9 protein-coding genes and 1 pseudogene are annotated in these 18,314 nt (G+C 62.3%); 1 reads left to right on the forward strand and 9 read right to left on the reverse strand.

The features are described 5' to 3' along the window. The 5 genes from KA354_05640 to KA354_05660 all read right to left on the reverse strand — a co-directional run. Positions 1-1,769, reverse strand: a 1,769-nt coding sequence (locus tag KA354_05640; GenBank protein MBP7934115.1) for a M4 family metallopeptidase, incomplete at its 3' end; no start/stop codon positions are given. Between the two features lie 49 nt (positions 1,770-1,818). Beyond that, positions 1,819-4,227 carry a hypothetical protein gene (locus KA354_05645; GenBank protein ID MBP7934116.1) on the reverse strand — a complete coding sequence of 803 codons (2,409 nt, stop codon included), beginning with the start codon at positions 4,225-4,227 and terminating at the stop codon, positions 1,819-1,821. Positions 4,228-4,253: 26 nt separating this feature from the next. Next, the gene (locus KA354_05650; protein MBP7934117.1) at positions 4,254-5,657 is read right to left on the reverse strand and encodes a pentapeptide repeat-containing protein; all 1,404 of its coding nucleotides are present in this window, start codon (positions 5,655-5,657) and stop codon (positions 4,254-4,256) included. A 682-nt stretch (positions 5,658-6,339) separates the two neighbouring features. Continuing rightward, positions 6,340-10,263: a protein kinase gene (locus KA354_05655; protein MBP7934118.1), complete on the reverse strand. Its 3,924-nt coding sequence runs from the start codon at positions 10,261-10,263 to the stop codon at positions 6,340-6,342. After that, entirely contained in the window at positions 10,260-10,496 is a 237-nt protein-coding gene (locus KA354_05660; protein MBP7934119.1) for a hypothetical protein, read from the reverse strand. The genes KA354_05655 and KA354_05660 overlap by 4 nt, the downstream gene beginning before the upstream one ends. A gap of 327 nt (positions 10,497-10,823) precedes the next feature. Between KA354_05660 and KA354_05665 the strand changes: the two genes are divergently transcribed. After that, positions 10,824-11,447, forward strand: coding sequence for a sigma-70 family RNA polymerase sigma factor (locus KA354_05665; GenBank protein ID MBP7934120.1), 624 nt, complete (start codon positions 10,824-10,826; stop codon positions 11,445-11,447). A gap of 255 nt (positions 11,448-11,702) precedes the next feature. On the opposite strand, the pseudogene KA354_05670 reads toward KA354_05665, so the two are convergent. The 4 genes and pseudogenes from KA354_05670 to KA354_05685 form a co-directional block, all read right to left on the reverse strand. Beyond that, positions 11,703-12,608 (reverse strand): annotated as a pseudogene (locus KA354_05670) (sulfatase-like hydrolase/transferase). A 211-nt stretch (positions 12,609-12,819) separates the two neighbouring features. Then, positions 12,820-13,059 (reverse strand): hypothetical protein, encoded by a 240-nt coding sequence (locus KA354_05675; GenBank protein ID MBP7934121.1) that lies wholly within the window; start codon positions 13,057-13,059, stop codon positions 12,820-12,822. Positions 13,060-13,184: 125 nt separating this feature from the next. Further along, positions 13,185-16,001 (reverse strand): hypothetical protein, encoded by a 2,817-nt coding sequence (locus KA354_05680; protein MBP7934122.1) that lies wholly within the window; start codon positions 15,999-16,001, stop codon positions 13,185-13,187. A 13-nt stretch (positions 16,002-16,014) separates the two neighbouring features. Further along, positions 16,015-18,030 carry a hypothetical protein gene (locus KA354_05685; protein MBP7934123.1) on the reverse strand — a complete coding sequence of 672 codons (2,016 nt, stop codon included), beginning with the start codon at positions 18,028-18,030 and terminating at the stop codon, positions 16,015-16,017. Positions 18,031-18,314: the final 284 nt, after the last annotated feature.

Consider the following 18,314-nt stretch of genomic DNA (forward strand, 5'->3'; position numbering starts at 1 on the left):
AGCTCCACCGCCTGCAGCGCCCGCGTGAGCTGCCGGCATTCCTCGCTCCCCGCCCCGTACAGGTCGCCGCACGAGGCGATGAGGTCCAGGTACGCCCCGTTGAACGTCTCCGTCGTCGCGTAGTACTCAGTCACCGCTCTATACCAAATCTGCTCAATTTTATCCCTCCCAATCAAATCTATAGTACATCCGTTAAAACTTCCCCCTTCAGCTAAAAGATAAGCAGCTTTTGAGGGAACAGTTGAGTTATGGTGAACCCCATAATTATCAGCACTTCCGCAGTAGACATAATCAGAATGAAAGCGGTCTGGATGTGGTCCTCTTACAGGGTGAGCTACTGCAGGCGGGTCAGCTAAGTTTCGCCAGGCGCCTGCGGGATCTCCGGGACCTTTTATCCACATGATCCAGTCATTAGAACTTGTTAAATAGTACTCAAACATCTCCCCAAAAATATCCGCTTGATTTTCATCTAGAGCTCCAGATTCCCCTTGATAAACCATTCCAATTGGGACCCCTAATCCATCAAAGTGACTGTAGGTTGTAAATCCATGGCAATATTCATGTCCAACCAAACCGTTATGAACAGTTCCCATGCAAAAACGAATGTTACCGTTTGTCGACCAAGCATTAGGACAATAACCAAGATAAGATGGCAAAGGATCTAGATAGGTAAAAGACTTACTTTGAGTCCATGGGACATTTTGCCCGTTTCCGGTGCCACCTCTATCATTTGCACCATCTCTTCCAAATTTAAGAAATACATAATCGTATACAGTTGCTAAAAAATCGTACAGATTATCTACATCAGACTCACCGTATATGGGGTTTGGGCCACGAACAGGCTCCGCTTCGCTCCGACCAAAATAATAAATACCACCAAATTCAGTGGTGAACCAGTTCACATAGCACTTGCCACTAGATGGGTTTAGCGAGCAATCCCAAACCCATCTATCCAGCTCTCTAACCCCGGTGAGCCGCTGGCGGACCTCGCCCGTGCGGGCATCGACCAGCGTGGTCTCGTCCGCCAGGACCGGGCAGTCGCACGTGAGCCGCACCTGCCAGACCAGCCACGCCGACGGGGCGTCCGAATGCTCGACGAGTCCCGGCACGAAAACGCTCAAGCCCGCCCGCACCTCGTCGGGCGCGACCGCCGGGCCGAAGCGCCCCTGCCACTCGGCCAGGGCGACGCTCACGGCCGCGTCACGCGTGATCACGGGGGTGGTGTCCACGGCCACGTCGGGGGCGATCCGCCCGCCGGCCGTCCGCACCCGGCCGTCCGGCCCGAGGTGCACGATCACCTCGCTGCCGAACACCGGAACCCCGCCCACCTGCTGCTGGTAGCGCACGTGCGTCATGCCCAGCGCATCCCGCTCGGCGCGCAAAGGCATGAGGCCCAGACTGATGCGCGGCTTCGTGCCTCCACCCGCCGGCCGACCGACCTCCCGCTCGCCTCGACCGAGGGCCCAGGCATGCTCCTTGAGAAAGGCCTCTGCGGCCTGAACGTCAGGGCGATGGAGCTCAAGAGAGGAGCGGTGGTCCTCGTACCACGCCCCACGGGCTTGCGGCTCCGCCGCCGGCGCGGCCGCGATGGTCACGCCGGATCGGGCGACAGCGTCTCTGTCCGCAAGCCGGCCGGCCGGTCGGCTGATGGATCCGTCCGCGACGCTCAGGAAGATGATCCGGCCCCGGCTGTCGGCGTCGTACAAGACATGCTCGGCCCGCAAGCTTCCGCCGCCGGGACCGGCCAGCAGTCCCGCCGCGATGAGCATTCCGAGTTGTCGCCTTCTCGCCGTCATGGCTATCCCTTGAACGCGAGGCTCAATTCGCACACGCCGGATCCGGCCGGTCACTCGGGCCGCTCCAGCAGCGCTGGAAGATGCCGAAGTCATCCTGGTCCACGTCGTTGTCGCCGTCGAAGTCGGGGGCGATGTGATGGTTATCATCTGGCTCCAGCGTACAGCCGGGCGAAGGCTCGGGCAGAGCAGCCCAGTTGTACGGAATCGCCGGGCCGGTGGCGCAGGCCTCAAACAACGCCAAGTCCTCGAGATCGACGTCACAGTCGTGATCGAGATCAGCCGTGCTGTCGCTGGTGCCGGTCAATCCCCAGCGGGCCAAATGAGCTGAGACCTGGCCACCGGCCACAGTGAAGGTCCCTCCCACGATCAGCTCGCCGTTGTAGACGCCCAAGCCCCACACTCCGCCGTTGTGCAGGCCGCTGCCCAGCGGCGACCACGACGTGCCGTTCCAGCGGGCGATCCCGTTCGCGCTCATTCCGCCAGCGGCTGTGAACGAGCCGCCCGCGATCAACTGGCCGTTGTAGACGGTCAAGTCGTTCACCCGTGCGCTCATTCCACTGCCCAGGGGCCACCACGACGTCCCGTCCCAGAGGGCGATGTATTTGACACTCACTCCGCCCGCGGTTGTGAAATTGCCGCCCGCGATCAAGCAGCCGTTGTAGACGGTTGTGGCCAGCACCCAACCATTCATTCCACTTCCCAGCGGTTGCCAAGTCGCTCCGTCCCAACAGGCGATCCTGTTCGCGCTCACGCCGCCCGCGGTTGTGAAGTTCATGCCGCCCGCGATCAACTGGCCGTTGTGGACGGTCAGGGCGTACACCGAGTTATTCATCCCGCTTCCCAGCGGTTGCCAGACCGTTCCGTCCCACCGAGCAATGTGATTGGCGGGCGTGCCGCCGGCCGTGGTAAACCTGCCACCCGCGATCAGTTCGCCGTTGTAGACTGTCAAGGCGAACACGGCCGGCGGGGCGGATCCCCCACTCACGCCACCCCCCAGGGGCTGCCACCCGGAGCCGTCCCATAGGGCGATGTAGTTGACGTTTACGCCATCGGCAGCACTGAACTGGCCACCCGCGACCAACTGGCCGTTGTGGACGGTCAGAGCGTTCACGTACCCATTCATGCCACCGCCCAACCGTTGCCAGCTCGAACCGTTCCAGCGGGCGATCTTGTTGGCCCTTACGCCGGCGACGCGGTTGAAGTCGCCTCCGGCGATCAGCTCGCCGTTGTGGACGGTCAGGGCACCTACGCTCGAATCTGTCCCGCTGCCCAGCGGCCACCACGACGAGCCATCCCACCGGGCAATGCGCAGCGCGGGCGTCGTGCCGGCCCAACCGAAGACCCCTCCGATGATGAGGTCGGTGCCCCACACCGTCAGCGAGGATGCGTGTGGGGAAGCCGAGTACAAGCCCGTCAGGCCGCCGAGCTCGTGCCACTGCGTCCCATCCCAGCGCGCCACGCCGTTGGCGGTCACACCGCCCGCGATACTGAAGCTGCCTCCCGCGATGAGGTCACCGTTGTAGACGGCGAGGCTGGAGACGTTTCGGTACTCTCCGTTCACTCCATCCCCCAGTGGTGACCACATTGAACCATCCCAGCGGGCGATGCAATTGGCCGCCGCACCTCCGGCGGTCGTGAACTCGCCACCGGCCACAAGGTCGCCCTCGTACACCGTGAGGGCCCGGACGTGAGCATCCATCCCGCTCCCCAGCGGCTGCCAGGCGGAGCCATCCCACGCCGCGACCCTGTTTGCGCTCTGGCCGTCAGCGGTCGTGAACTTGCCGCCTGCGATCAGTCGGCCGTTGTATGTGGTTAGTGTGTATACAAACAGATCCATTCCGCCGCTCAGGGACTGCCACGCGGAGCCGTCCCAGCGGGCGATTTTGTTGGCGCTCATGCCGCCGGCGCTATTGAAGTCACCACCGGCGATGAGAACGCCGTTGTAAACGGCGAGGGTGTAGACGAAGTTGTCCATTCCGCCGCCGACAGGCTGCCAGGCGGACCCGTCCCAGCGGGCAATGTAGTTGACGGTTGCACCGCCGGCGGTGGCAAACTTGCCTCCGGCGATAAGTTCACCGCTGTAAGCTGTCAGAGCATACACATCGCCATCCAGGCCGCCGCCGACCGGCGACCACGACGTGCCGTTCCACTTGGCGATGTGGTTGGCCATCACGTTGCCAGCAACCGTGAAGCCACCGGCGGCGTACAGAGCCGGGCCAGTCCCGTCGTCCCAGACCAGCGTAGCACCGACTGTATTATCGACACCGGGGATGCCGTCGCCCGGCAGCCAGTCAAACGTGCACTGCGCTTCCACCGGCGATGCAGCTCTTGACAGGATAGAGAGCGCGACCAGAACTGAGAAGACAAAGACTGAACACTCCAGCGCGCATGACTGGCCGCGAAGCGCGACGAAGCAGTGTGTCTGACGCATTTTACTCCTCCTTCACACTCAGTCCTCTAAGCGGAGCACGAGGGGACCGCCGGGCGGTTCTCGCTGCTGTAACAGCGCTGAGGAGGCCGAGGTCCTCCTGGTCCACGTCCGCGGCGCAGCCCCACCGTGCCCACCGCTCCGAGCAGTAACATCAGCGTTGCAGGCTCGGGAACAGCCATCAGGGTGACTTCACCCGTGGAATACAGATTCGACGTGTCCCACATGAAGCCGGGCAGGCTCTCGATCCGGTCAAAGTAGTCACCCGGCAGGAGTTGGCCGTTCCAGTTGAACAGGTCGAACGTCGTGCCGACCAGGGCGGGCAGATCGGCGTCGGCGGCAAAGCTGAGTTTCAACGTCCCCCCGAGGTCGGGCGTGAAACCACCGCGCAGCGTTATCGTGGAGCCCCAGGTGGCGTCGGAGAAGAGGACCTCCAGCATCGAACCACTGCCCAGAGTCATGCCATTGTCGATCTTGATCGGGATGCCCCCATCGTAGTCCCGAATAGGCATGGTCTCACCGTCGCCCAGCGACATTCCTTCAACCCCCCCCCAGTTCAGGATCGTGTTACTCATCGTGACGTCCTGATCCGGCGACGGCGTGAAGTACCAAGAGCCACGCATGTCCGCTCGACTCAGATCCGCGTGCGTCATCCGTTCATTACTGACGAGGGACCCAAAGTGTACGTGGGTTAGGTTTGCCTCGCGCAGATCCGCAAAGCGCAGATAGGCATCGTAGAACTGCGCCCCCGTCAGGTTCGCCCGGCTGAGGTCGGCATGGTCCAGATTGGCCTTTTCGAAATTCGAGTTGGCCAGATTCTGACCAGCGAAGTCCCAGCCGCTCAGGTCATTGACACTCAGGTCAATCCCCTTCAAGTCCCTATCCTTGTAGCTTGCTGTTGAGTAGAGCTGCTCCTTTGTCAAACCGAACAGGGTTGAACCGCTGAAAAAGGTGCCCTTAACCACCGCGTCGGTGAGGTCGGCGCCGGTCAGCTTCGCGAAGAGGCCAAGATCCGCAAAGCCAATATACGCGCGGGTCAGGTTTGCCCGGCTAAGATCGCAATTGACCAATGTCGATTCGACAAGATCGGCATCGGTCAGATTGGCTCCGCTCAGGTCAGCACTCGTCAGTGTGGCGAACTCGAACATCGCCGAAGAAAGGTCTGCCTGAGTGAACCGAGCGTAGTCCAGCCAGGAGCCATCGAAGTACCCATGATTCAGATCCAAGCCGCCTGAAAGATTGGCATACCGGAGGTTGTGAGGGTCGCTGTTCCAGTAGCTCAGGTCCACATATGGCCCGGGGCTGATCCCTTCCGTGCCGGGGATGGTCTGCCCGGTCTGCCAGTTCTTGATGTCCGCCCGAGCGCCCGCACAGGACGCAAGCGTCACGGCCAGAGCGCACATCGCCCGTCGTGTCAGTGAGTGGTTTCTCATCTTTTGCAGCTCCGATAGCCAGTCCAACGCGCTACAGCGCGCTGGCTCCAGAAAACGTGCACCTGAGGCTCTGCGTCGGCGACTCGCGCCTGCACATCAAACTGATACCTCGGAGCCCCTCCGCCTGTGTCCTGCCTGCACGTCTCACGGGTACTCGCGACCGCCCAGCCCAAAGGGCCCTGAATGCTGGGCGGGATGTGAGAGCATCTGGAGGCGTGATGGGCTCGTTCAACGTGGACATCTGGTGTCGCCGGCGTCGAGCTATCAGCAAGGGGAGAGGCCCTCTGCCCCTCTATCTCATCCGCGGAAACAGGTTGCTCTGTTCCCTCAACTAAAAGTTGAGCCACAGGGTAATAGGCCGGTTTTTCACCGCGGCGTGGCACCCGCGAACCCCTCGACCCGCCCTGGTCATCAGCGCGCGACCCGGCGAACGACAGCTCAGCCATACCAGCGGTTCCGGCCACCCACCCGCTTACGGCGGTAGCGTCCTCCGGCGCGGGTTCCGGCGCATAAGTCTTGGCGCATAAATAGGTTGTGGATAAGGACCGATCAGCCGCGGCTGGCATGCAGTGGGCTATCGCCGAAGTCGCCCCGTCGGTTCGCGAGGGTCGTTCCGCGTCAAACAAAACGCAGACAGCATCAAGCCGTTGCGGGGAACCGGCAGGCCATCGGTTCGCACGAATTACTGGTCCGTGAGGGAGGTGGGGGAGGAGCTTGCCGCAGGGAGCGGCTCGATGCAGAGCCGAAGGCGAGCGGGGCCCAGCATTTGGAAATACTCGACCCGGACCGCATGTTCGCCTTCGGCCAAATCGACTTGAGCGGCGTCCCTCGTGGCCTCATGCGGCGTCCAGTTGTCGATGACCTTTCGGTCGTCGATCCATACCCGAACGCCGTCGTCGGAGAGGGTCTCCACGCAGTGAACGCCCGCGGGGGTCTTGATGGAGCCGCTGGCGACCACGCCGAAGTGCTCGGCCAGGACCTGCGGAACCGGGCTCCGCCGGTCCCACAAGAAGTCGATGAATCGCCGCCGGACACGCACCACGTTGGGTCCACTCCTGGCCATCTCCCATCTTTCGCTTAGCTGCCCAAGATCACGGGTCGCCTGCCATCTGAAGAAGGCGACATCCCAGTCAGCCGCTGGCGAAGTGCATTCGGCTGCCTGAGCCAACACCTGGTTGAGGGCCAGGCTCCGGACGGCATCCGGCAAGACCCGGCTGTCGCGAATCAGCTCGGCCGCAGTGCGCCAGTCTCCGACCCGGCCATACACATCATCCACCACCGCACCGGCCTGGGTAATGCGATCGAACAGATCCCGCTGCCTCTCCGCATTTTCTCTGTTTGAGACCGTATCCCGGATTCGCAGCGTCTGGTCGCTGCCTCCGGACACGAGCATGCGGCCGTCGGGGCTGAAGGCAACGCAGTTGGCGGAGAGATCATGTTCGCGAAAGGTGAGAGTCTCAGTGCCAGTCTCGATGTCCCAGATGCTCACCGTGGCATCGGCGCAGGCCGTCGCGATCCGGCGACCACCAGGTGCGAAGGTGACAGCCAGAACCGGCGCACCCAGCTCCTTCAGCACACGGATGCCTGCACCGGTCGCGGCCTGCCATAGCCTAATGGTCCCATCAGCCCCCGTGGAGACAATCGTCCGGCTGTCGGGGCTGAAGGCCACCGCATGCACCGCGCCCCGATGACCGGCCAGCGTGAGGCCGCAAGCGCCGGTCGCTGCGTCCCACGTTCGCACGGTCCCATCCGCGCCGCCGGAAGCGACCCACCGGCCGTCCGGACTGAAAACGGCGAAGTTCACCTGACCCTGATGCCCCTGAAGAGTGAGGATCTCCTTTGCGGTACCGGTATCCCAGATCCTAACCGCCGCATCGCCGCCGGCAGTGACCATCCGGCGGCCATCAGAGCTGAAGGCGATGGAGGACACGAGTTTCTCGTGGGCCGGGATTGCCCGCAGCCGCGCGGCGGTGCGGGCATTCCAGAGCTGGACGATTCCGCCCCCGCCGCCCGAGGCAAGCACCCATCCATCAGGACTGAATGATACGCAGTTGACCAAGCCATCGTGGGCAACCTCCCGCCGAATCTCAACGCGAAGCTCAGTGTGCCAGAATCGGAGTGTCCTATCCTCCCCGCCGGAAACGAACATGTTGCTGTCGGGATGGAAGGCCAGGCACAACACTCGGCCTTGCTGAGTGCGGATCGCGCGGCTCGCGGGAACAGACTGGGCGTCCCAGACTTTCAGAGTGCAGTCGCGGCTTGCGGTGATGATGTACCGGGCATCCGGGCTGCAGCCCACAGCCAGTATCTCTGTCTGGTGCCCGTGATACTCTCGTGGTGCGGCAGGCCCCGTCACGCCCCGGACCCTGAGAACCGTTGCGTCCTCGCCAGCATGTACGACCAAGCGGTTGTCTGGACAGAAGGCTACGCAACATCTGGAGGGCAGGTGCGCGGAAACGATGCGCCTTCCCGACCATGTTTTGGTGTCGTACACATAAACCCCCAGGTCCTGCACCGCCGTGACCATGCGTTGCCCGTCCCGGCTGAAGGCGATGGAGCAGACGGGACCAGACAGGCGTTCGAAAGACTGCAGCTTGTTGCCGGTCTGGGCATCCCACAGGTTCATCGCAGTCTTCAAACCGCCTGCCGCGATCATGCGGCTGTCAGGGCTGACCGCCAGCGAATCGAACTGGCCGTCGTAATCGTCGAGCGTCCAAGCCTCCGCGCGGGTCGCTGCATTCCAGGCCCGGATTCGATTGTCCTGGCTCCCCGCCATCATCCACCGGCCGTCGGGACTGAACCTCACGGACAGCACGGCACCCCCGCCGGGGCGGATCACGGCGAGATCGGCCCCGGTGTGTGCATTCCATGCCCGCACGGTACCGTCTGCACCGCCGGACATGATTTGTTGGCTATCGTGGCTAAACGCCACGGAGTTGACTCCATCCTCGTGCCCCCGCAAGACATGAAGGGGCTTTCCTGTTTGAGCGTCCCAGATCCTCGTTGTCTTGTCCCCGGCACCGGAGGCAACCCAGCGCCCGTCCGGGCTGACGGCCACACAGCGAACCTCGTCGTCGTGGCCGCGCCAAGTCTGAAGGCTGTCATCGCTCAGCGAATCCAGGTAACGCCATTCCCAATCGCGGAGATCCTCGGGAACCGCCTGAAGACGCCGCTTCATGGTGGCGGCCGATCGGGACCGGGCGTCGAGGGCTGCCATCGCGATCTCTCTGACATAGGCCGCCCGCCGGAGTTCTTCCGCATGCTGAGCGAGCGCTTTCTGAGCTATACGAGCCTCGTTACGTGCGCGTACTGCCCACATTACGCCCAGCGTGGAGCCGAGCAAACCGACCACCAGCGCCGCGACCAGGGTGCAGGCTGCCTTGTTGCGTCGGGCAAACTTGCGCAGTCGGTAGATGGGGCTGGGCGGAGCGGCAAGGACGGGTTCATGGTTGAGATGCCGCTCGATATCGGCGGACAACTGGTCGGCTGACGCATATCGGCGGCCAGGCTCCTTCCGAAGTGCTTTCAGCACGATATTGTCCAGGTCACCCTTGAGTTGCTTGCCCAACCGTTCGGGCGACTGGTCCCGTCTCCGGTCAACAACTGTCGTCTCCCCTGAGTGTGCCCGGTCGTCTCGGTGGCAAACACGGCGACGTCTGCACGTTTCGCTGGGTTTGGGGAACTCCTGGTCGTCCCAAACCGTGTGTTCGACGTCGCGCCTTGCCCGTCCGGTTAGTTCGTACGCCCGGCACCCGGTGAGCAACTCGTACAAGATCATGCCCAGTGAGTACACGTCGCTGGCCGTGGTCATGGTGTCGCCACGCAGCTGCTCGGGACTGGCGTAATCGGGCGTCATCGGGCGGTGGGCGGTGCCTGTCTGATCGAAGCCTTGGATCCCGGGCTCCGGCTTCGTCAGCTTGGCGATCCCGAAATCCACCAGCTTCAACACGGCCTCCACGGTCACCAGGATGTGGGCGGGCTTGAGATCCCGATGAATGACCGTGTGCTGATGCGCAAAGTGGACGGCAGCACATACCTGCTGAAAAAGCCGCAGCCGCTGCACCGTGCCCAGACCATGAAGGTCGCAGTACGTGGTGATGGGCGTGCCTTCGACATACTCCATGACGAAATAGGGTAAGCGGTCATCGGTTGTCCCACCGTCAAGCAACTGGGCGATGTTGGGGTGGGTCAGGGCCGCCAGGACCCGGCGTTCGTGGTGAAAGCGGCGAATGGTTTCCTCCGTGTCCATGCCGTGCTTGATCAGTTTCATGGCAACGAGGCGGGTTACTGGCTCGGCCTGGCGTGCCAGGTAGACGTTACCCATGCCCCCAGCGCCCAGGCGTTTCAGGACCTCGTAGGGGCCGATCCGCCGGCCGATGTTGGGGTCGAAGACCGGCTCAGAGAAAAGGGCTCGGAGGTCTCCCGTCAGGTGGAGGCCTGTCTGACCTGGGTGGGCATGAGCGAGCAGCGATTCGGCCTCTCGGCGCAGTTCCACATCGGCGCCGCAGGCCTCCTCCAAGGCGGCCGGCCACTGCGACCGCGGCAGGTCGACGATCCGGTGAAAGATCTCCTCCAATCGCTGGAATCGGTCCGGGTCGGGGTTCATCGCATGACATCACACAACTGCTTCATCAACCACGCACGGGTGAAACGCCATTCGTGCTCAACCATGGTCTTCGTAAGCCCCAGGAGAAACGCGACCTGTTCGACCGACAGTTTAGCGGCAAGACGCATTCGGGCAATGCGGGCCTTCTGGGCGTCAAGAGAACCCAGTGTCTCCATCGCCTCGCGGAAAGCCTCATCGGCACTTCGCGGTTCTAGGGGCCTGATGGCAGGCATTGACTCATTCCTCCCGGCAAGCGAAGCTTCACAGAGGACTTCAGCGGCTCACCTTTCCCACGGAGGAGCGTAAGGCTCGGACCGTTTGCCCCTACAGATCGCCATATTTCCCTTCCAGCAAGACCCGACACAACCCTGGGGATACGGCCGCCTCCATCCGTAATCGCTTTTAAGGCAGGGACTTGCGATTGCGAGGCCCTGCGTACAACTCGCGGTCTGTCAGTGGCCGGCTGGCTCCATTTTGCTGCGCTTGGCCGTTTGCTCTTCTAATCATCTCCGCGTAAAAACACCCTGGCGCCCCCTCATGTAGGGGCCAGAATCGCCGGGGTGCCCAAGCGTGTTTTCATGAAGCACGATGAGTTTCGACAGATCGAGCGCCTGTTGGCCGATGTCAACGCCGGCCACACGTCGGCATGCGGGCAGTTGACTGACGTTGTCTATCGTCGGCTCCGGGCGGTGGCGGAACACTACCTCCGTCGTCAGTTTGGCGGCGAGGCTGGCAGCCTGACCTGGCAGCCCACCGCGCTGGTTAACGAGACGTTCCTGCAGATCATCAAACAGCGGAAGCGATACGATTCCGAAGGCCACTTCTTCGCCATCGCCACGCGAGTCATGAAGCGTATTCTGCTCGATTACGCCCGCCAGCGTGGTGCGCAGAAACGCGGCGGCGGGGCCATCAAAGTCGAGTTCGACCCCAACATTCATGGTCCCGTCCATGAGCATTCCGAGGGAGCCCTGGATCTGGAGACTTTCTTCACCTGCTTGGACCGTCTGGCCGCGCTGAATACGCGTAAGGCGGACGTGGTACGGATGCGCGTACTGTGGGGAATGACTATCGCGGAGACGGCCGTCTCCCTGGACGTCGGTCACGCGACGATTGAGCGTGACTGGCGATTCGCGCAGGCGTGGCTGGCGCGGGAAGTCGCAAGCCGACGACCGAAGGAACGCTGAGGTCACCTCCGCTAAGGTCGTCCGCCTTTGCGGTCAAAGCGAAGGCGGCCAATTCAGTCCGCGCAGTTCGGGTCGGCTTGCACGGCGGTGCCGCGGTAGCCTGCCAGAACACGCCGAGTTCGTCCCGGTAGGCGTCACCGTACCAGCCTCCTCAGCGGACAGAGAAGGGCCGGTCACGTCAGATGACCGGGGATTCACTCAGGCCTGTGATTCCAGGCCTCGCTTGGTTCTCAGGCGTCGCCAACATGTCCATCGTCAGGCTTCTTGCACCACCTTCAGCCCCATCAGCTGAGCCAAGTGGCGGATATGCCGGGTGTGGTCCCCGTAGTAGGCCACTCGGTGCAAAGAGGCATAGTAGTCCTTGGCACTCGTCCGCTCGTCGATCTGCAACTTTTTGAGCAGGGCCATGAGCCGGCCGATGTCGCTGTCCATACGTGTAATCATGGCCGCGAGCTTCTGCAAGTCCGGCTTTCACGGTTGGCTCGCGTAAGGACCGAGGTCGGGCACCTGTAACTTCGCGTGTGGGATGGTGAACGCCAGACAAAGAAGGAATGGTCGGTCATGGTTGCGTTCCACGAACGCGAGCACATCCGCAGCCAGCAGGTCGTGTGAATAGGACTTACCGCTGAGCATCACTTTCTCGTTATTACGCCAGAGATACTCCGGGTAGTACTCATGGGCCTTGGCCTGGCAGTTGTAGCCGAAGAAGTAATCGAACCCCATCTTGTCCGGCGTGCTACTTGAGCCGGGATGGCCCAGACCCCACTTACCGATGAGCCCGGTGGTGTAACCCGCTCGTTTCATCAGGTGCGCGACGGTAAACGCGTCGGCCGGCATCGGCGTCTGGCCCTCGGGTTTGACCTCCTTGTTTCCGCGAATGGCCGCGTGTCCGGTGTGCAGACCGGTCATCAGACAACATCGCGACGGAGCACACACCGTGCTGCCCGCATAGGCCTGGGTGAAGCGCATGCCCTCGGAAGCGAGGCGGTCGATGTTGGGAGTCTTGATCAGTTTCTGGCCAAAACACCCCAGGTCGCCGTAACCGAGGTCGTCGGCCAGGATGAAAATGACGTTGGGTTTCACGTCAACGGCCAGTATCGGAGGCCCGCTCAGCCCTGCCCACAGTAGTCCAAGAACCGTAGCAAGTTTGGGTGTCATCATCCGGCACTTTTCCCAATTGGGCGAACGCGCTCCTTTGCCGGCTGCTTGGAGCATATTGTATCCAGGACGGTGGCGAGACGACACCCTGGTCATCCGATGCGGGGCTATTCCTCCGGCTTTCACCCGGCGCGATGCGGCAGAAGAAACGCTCGAAGCTGGATAAGAACGGGCGTATTTCCCAGGGCCGTGATGAGGCTGCGGAGGGCCGAAGCTAGCCGACGCCGCTCACTAGCTCGACGTCCGGGCTGTCCATCGTCACAGGCCGCCGGCTCTCTCTGAACTTGAGGGTCACAGTCTCCCGCTGCTCCGCCAGGTTCCACAGCAACACGGCTCGCACCGCTGGATACCATGCGCACACCACGGCCTTGTCCTCCTCCACAAAGGGGATATCGCCCAAGCGAGGCAAGAGTCTCCGCTTCAGATCGAACAGTTCGCGCAGCGAGTCTCTCACGGCTTCATCGTGCGATCCTTTCGATTGATATGTCCTACCAACGTTCACTCGGGTCGAGTGCGGCCACTTTCGACGTAGTTCCCTTGGCCCCGGCCTCTGGCCGGGGAGGTGTGTGCGTTTCGCCTTCACTCGGCCGACTTCATACGCAGGTATCCCATCTTCCGCGGGTTGAAGCCGCTCAGGGCCAGGCGATACTTGCCAAGGTCCGATTCGTCCATGCCCGTGGGCCAGTTGTCCGCAACAAGGCGGCTATTGAAGATGTTGAAGGCATACGCGCGGCCCGACGGATCGAGGAGCAACAGGCCCTCCGACGGAATACGCATAGTTATACCATGCGCGCCATCAGGCGTGGTGTAGGATTCGACCCCCAGGCCGATCTCGCGGGAATCTGATACGGTCCCTTGCGTCGAGAAGTTGATCTCCCAATAGTGGGCGGTCATGAACGGATCGCAGAGGTACACAGTAAAGGACCCCGGCGCCTTCGAGGCCTTCATTTCGACGCGAAGCACGAGGCTACCGTTGTCGGACTCGGCCTGCCACCGGTACGTCCTGCAATCGGTCCACCCTGACCCGCAGGCGTACACCGCGCGTCCTTCGGCGAACCGCGACACCTGCTTCCCGGCTGCGAATGCGGCCCGGTATTCGGGAAACTCTGTCGCCAGCAGGTCGTTCAGCACTGCGACACGCCACTTCAACCGCGTGCCGCAATACTGGTGCCGCTCAGCCTCGGAATGGAATCCCAGGCGAGAATCCGCGGTACAGAGCACATCCAACCGTTGACTGTTCTGGATCTCCTGGCGGACGATAGCTTCCATCGCCGCCAGGTGCCGCAGCGCATCCGCCGGGAGCAGATCGAACAGACGGCCACGCATCAGGTAGAAGTTCAGCATATTGTGTGCGCTTGCGAATTGGATGCCAATCGCCTCCGTCAGCCCGATGTCGAGCATGCGCTCGCGGTTTCCCCGGATACCAGGTTCGAGCGATTTCAGAATGGCGACACCCTTGTCCCATTCTCCCGACATCTTCCGTGACAGAATGACGGCTTCGGGGAGGCTGTGGTTGTCCAGCGCCTCACCGATGGCGTCGCCGCTGGGACCACCGACCAGCCAGGTGGGCTGCAGAGGCTTGAGCGCCGGCTTCAGGTGCAGCGGCCAGACAGGCGTCGCATGCATCGGCCCCCACCATTGAAATCGTGTCGAGAGCGGGAAATGCTGAAACCCTTCTGCGAAGTGTTTCCATGCTCGCACGACCTTTTCCGCGTTGAGGCCCCATTCTGCGCGGGCCAGCGTCCGCAGGAAGTCGTCTTCCGTTCCCGAGAAGTCCTCGAATGCCAGCCGCCCGGCAGCGCGGTTCATCACGCCGGGATAGTTCCCAAAGTACCAGCACTGCATCACGGAAGTGATGTTCAGGGCGGGCATTTCCTTGTACTTGCGGTACAGGATCGAGGGCACGGGCATGAACGGGATGGTGGCCGATTCGTGCGAACACGCCACCTGGAGCTTCGCAGACATGGGCGTCTTATGGGCCGCCGCCTGCCAGGCAATCCGAGCGAACCGCTCCGAGGGGCCGACAAACGACAACCAGTAGTCGCCGCCCACACGCGGGCGGTCCAATTGGTACTTGACCGCTCCGGACTCGAAGTTCACCTGCAGCGTCACATCCTTGGGCATGTGGGCGCCCAGCTCATACACCCATGGGGCGAGCGGTCTCCACGCCGGCATGTAGAGCCAGCAGATGTACTCCGCGTTGGGATCCCCCTCCTTGATTCCCCTTGCCATCGCGCCCTGGCCTGCCGCCAGGGTCTGCCAGTTCGGCACTCGGGAGCAGCGCGGACAATCCGGTCGCCGATCCACCTCGGCTCCCATCGAATCGAGACAGGAGGTGCCGTGCTCGCCGAGCGATATGTTGATCACGCCGCCCAGCCCCCGCACGCGGGAGAAGATCGAGTGGGTCGATTCATAGATGAACTTCTGGCTGGCTTCGGAATTCGGGCAAACGTAACGACGGTAGGGCCAGCCCGCGCCAGCCAACTCGGGATGCGCCTCGAGCATGGGATCGTCCGCCGAGTAGAATCCCACCGGCTCGTTCGTGTAGAGCCAGACCTTGATTCCATAGCCGGCACACTTGTCGACGGTCTTGCGCAGTTTTGCGAGCCGCCGCTCCATGTTGGGATCCGCCTTACGGAAGGAGGTCTCTGTGATGTCCTTCCACTCGATGCTCAACCAGAGTCCGTTCACACCCTCGTGCGCCAGGCGGTTGAGATAGGCATCCGGGTAGTAGTCGACGTCGTCCATCAGTTCGTCACGATTCAGCGGGGGACGCTTAATCGGACCGAAGAAGCACCGTGTGATGCGGTGCCTCAGCCAGGGCTTTTTCAGGATGACCCCGGGGTTGAGGAAGGGGCCGTCCGCGGTGGCGATCATCTCCTCGAGGTGGAAGATCGCGCGCCGGATGCCCTCGGTATCCCCGGCCAGCAGCCGGATGCCCGAGGGCGAGACCTCAATGGAGTAGGACTCCGGGACGTTCATCGCCACCTTCTCGGTCGTGACGGGAAGCCCGCCCTCTCCGGCGAGTTTCGCGAAGGCCATGAAGCTCTCGAGGTCGGCATACGCCGTTTTCAGGATGCCCTTCTCGTCGGGAAAGCCCCGGTTCACGGTCACGCCGGCGCGCAGGTTGATCTGGCCTGGCTGGGGTGAACTTCCATCCTTCCAGAACAGTATGAACGGAAGCGGCTTCTTCAGATCCTCGACAAACCCCCAACTCTCCTCGCCCGGAGGCGCCGGCCATGTCGAGTCGATTGTACGCATGGAAGCGGGCTGCTTCACGTCCTCGGCAGCGGAACCGCCCGCCGCGAGCAGTACGACGGCCGTCAATGCGAATAGGCTTGTCCAATGGGCCCCAACCACGCACATCCTCAGCAAGGGAAACAGCTGTTTCGACATCGCGGGTCCTCCCTCATAAACCATGCTGCTGCCGATACGCGGGAATCTGGCGATCCAGCGTGTCGTCGATCAGTTTGAGTTTTTCTTCGATCGTATCCGGCGTGTAGATGTAGTCCTGTTCCCACTCGTAGCCGAGCCGCGAGTCGCGGCGAGCGGCCTCGCGGGACGACGCAGTGCGCTCGCGTTCTTCATGCAACAACGCGGTCATCGCCTGCAACAGATCTCGCTTCTCCGCCGCAACTGAAGCCTTTGCCAAGGTTAGCCGCAGACCTTCGAACTGGATAACGGCATGCTCGCTGCGCATCATCCGCTGCAACTGTTCGGCCAGGAGCACCTCGCGAAACGCCACCTTCTGCTTGGCCGCCGGGGCGTGCAGCGCGGCCTGACGATAGCTTTGCAGCCCTTGCTCCATGCGATCCGCAGACAACTGGAGGTATTTCTGAAAGACGTCAACGCTGAAGAAACCGACATAGTCCTCAGCCGCGTTGCGGCGGTTACTGAAGTCGGGCCAGAAGATCAGGCGGCTGGGCACATACGGCCAGCAGGGATTCAGTTGGGACCGACTGCTCCACTGCTGCTGATCCGACCAGGAGTGGTCGAGCGTCATGGCCCGCGGCTTGGGTTTGGAGAAAAACAGGGGCGCGGCCAGCGCGTTGCAGCTACCCCAGTTCGGCCCTGTGTCGGGGTATACCTGGATGGCCTCGCTGAAGTGTTTCCACGCCGCAAGCACGGCGTCTTCGCTGCCCGCGCCGAATTCGCGCCGCGCGATTTGCCTCAGCAGGTCGTCCAAGGGAGGCGCATCGCTCCAGGCATACCAGGCGCGCATTTCTGCCACCCAGTTCGGCTTGAAACCATAACTCCAGGTCTCCAGCGCGCCGGCGATCTTCCACTCCTCCATCGCCTGGTAGCGCGCATACCACTGGTACGGGAAGGGCAAGTAGGGAAACGTGCCGAACTGCCAACTGGCGAAGGTGTCCGCCTTGGAGTAGATGGCGCGGAAGTTACGCTTGCGGGCCTCCAGAAGTTGGGCCTGTGTAACCTCGGCCGGCCCAACCTGATTGATGGCATAGTCGCGCAGATAGCCCTTCTGGCCGTCGAGTTCGAAGCTCTTTCCATTTTCGAAGGTCAGCAGCGGAATCGTCGATTCCGGCAACTGCGTCATGACATAGGCCTTGGTGGCCGCCTGGTCCGGGCTGAAGGCGACGTTGTACTCCCACGGTAAGATCTCCACCTTGGGGTTGACTTTGTGTGCCTCATCGGCGGCAATGCGCACGGCCGTCGCCCACTCGCGCACCCAGGCGCGCAAGTCCTCATCGCCCTGTCCGCCCGCGCCGAACCAGTTCTTGTAGAAGAACCCCTCGGTCAACAGCACGTACCCGCGAATCTCGGGAAACTCGGTGACAATCTCGCGGACCAGCCTGCGCAAACCCTCAGCGCTTTCCGGCGTACCCGTGTACTGGTACAGAATCGGCGCGTAGCAGTCGAGACCGAAACGAGCCGTGCGACGGAGAAGGTCCTTCATCGCGCCCGGTTTGTGTCGGCGCATGTCGGCATCGCTCCAATAGGGTTCCGGGCCGGGCGTGTTGTTTGGGTTGCGATAGATCGAGCAATGGATCGCATCGAAGCCGTACAGCGGCAACGCGGCCAGATACCGGTCGGGCCACTCCATCCAGCCGAGCCCCGAAAGGGTCATGCGGGCCTGGTACAAGCCGTGCCGGACCGTGTTCAGATTCCTGGGCAGATAAGGCCCTTCCCGCAAGCTGAACCGCATCATCAAGTTGTAGAGGCCGTACATCGCCCCGCGCTCATCAAAGCCGCACACGGCGATCGCGTTACCGGAGACCCTGATCTGGTAGTCTCTGGCGGCGTTCAGTTGGTCGCCGCAACCGAGCATCTTGTCGCGGGCCGCCGCAACGACGACCTGCCGGCGGTTACGCCAATCACCGAGTTGCGCCGGGCGATTCACCGCGACCTGCGTGTGCATCGCGTCCTTCAGATAACGCTGAAGCTCCTCGCTCGCGGTGACCAATGGGGCCGAGGCATCGGCTGGAATCTCGATGCTCCAGCCGGCGCCAATTTCGATCTCATCCGCGCGAGGACGCGTCTGGGGATCTCGAGGGCGGGGAGGCAAGCCCTCGGTATACTGGCGGAGAAACTCGTAAGACTCCTCCACCTCGAGCACCGGAAGTACGGTGGCTTCGAACTGCTTCGCGAAGACCTGTCCGCGGGCAATCCCGGTGATGACCAGGCTGGTCAAGAGGATCGTGCAGCAAACCCAACCGTTGAAAGCCGTCTTCATGGTTAATCCCCGGC

It is taken from the genome of Phycisphaerae bacterium (assembly GCA_018003015.1).
Lineage (GTDB): Bacteria > Planctomycetota > Phycisphaerae > UBA1845 > PWPN01 > JAGNEZ01.